Genomic DNA, 1,187 nt, shown 5'->3' on the forward strand with positions numbered 1-1,187 from the left:
ACCTAAGGATATAAAAAGGACAATCTTATGAGCAGTAATGAAACAACCACAGGCTTCAAACCAAAAAAATCAGTTGCACTCAGCGGACAAGTGGCAGGCAACACTGCAGTCTGTACCGTAGGCCGCAGTGGCAACGACTTGCACTACCGTGGTTATGACATTCTCGACCTTGCAGTCGGTAGCGAATTTGAAGAAGTCGCACACCTATTAGTACACGGTAAACTTCCGAACAAAGCAGAACTTAAAGCGTATAAAGCAAAATTAAAAGCACTTCGTGGCTTACCAGCCGCATTGAAAACCGCACTTGAGCAACTGCCACCATCTGCACACCCAATGGATGTGATGCGTACGGGTGTTTCAGTTTTAGGTTGCCTAACCCCAGAACATGAAGACCATAACGAAGCGGGCGCGAAAGACATCGCTGACAAATTAATGGCAAGCTTGGGCTCAATGTTGTTGTACTGGTATCACTTCAGCAACAACGGTCGTCGTATCGAAGTTGAAACCAACGATGACTCAATCGCTGCACATTTCTTGCATTTACTGCATGATGAAGCGCCATCTGAAGAATGGATTCAAGCCATGCATACGTCTTTGATTTTGTATGCAGAGCATGAGTTCAACGCATCGACATTTACTTCACGTGTCGTTGCAGGTACAGGTTCAGATATGTATTCAGCAATCACTGGCGGTATTGGTGCGCTGCGTGGTCCAAAACATGGTGGGGCGAACGAAGTTGCATTCGTGATTCAACAACGTTATGACAATGCTGATGAAGCAGAAGCAGACATCCGTAGTCGTGTTGAGAAAAAAGAAGTGGTGATTGGTTTTGGTCACCCTGTTTACACTGTTTCTGACCCACGTAATGAAGTGATCAAGAAAGTGGCGTGTGATCTTGCCGAAGCGCAAGAGAACAACAAAATGTATCTGATCGCTGAACGTTTAGAAGCGGTGATGAAAGAAGTGAAAAACATGTTCCCGAACCTCGACTGGTTCAGTGCGGTGAGCTATCACTTGATGGGTGTGCCAACCGCAATGTTTACCCCATTATTCGTGATTGCACGTACCGCAGGTTGGTCAGCACACGTGATTGAACAACGCCAAGACGGTAAAATTATTCGTCCAAGCGCGAACTATACGGGTCCTGAAAATCTTGAATTCAAACCATTGGCGGAGCGTGGTTAATG

At 46.0% G+C, this 1,187-nt stretch carries 1 protein-coding gene; it reads left to right on the plus strand.

The genetic code is table 11. The features are described 5' to 3' along the window. Window positions 1-27: 27 nt before the first annotated feature. Entirely contained in the window at window positions 28-1,185 is a 1,158-nt protein-coding gene (prpC, locus tag JR005_RS09555; protein ID WP_218664965.1) for a bifunctional 2-methylcitrate synthase/citrate synthase, read from the plus strand. The last annotated feature ends 2 nt before the right edge of the window (window positions 1,186-1,187 follow it).

This window comes from Acinetobacter sp. Colony158 (assembly GCF_019264745.1).
Taxonomy (GTDB): Bacteria; Pseudomonadota; Gammaproteobacteria; order Pseudomonadales; family Moraxellaceae; genus Acinetobacter; species Acinetobacter ursingii.

Coding starts and splice junctions, on each gene's coding strand:
- prpC (WP_218664965.1), top strand. CDS start 28: ATGAGCAGTAATGAAACAACCACAGGCTTCAAACCAAAAAAATCAGTT.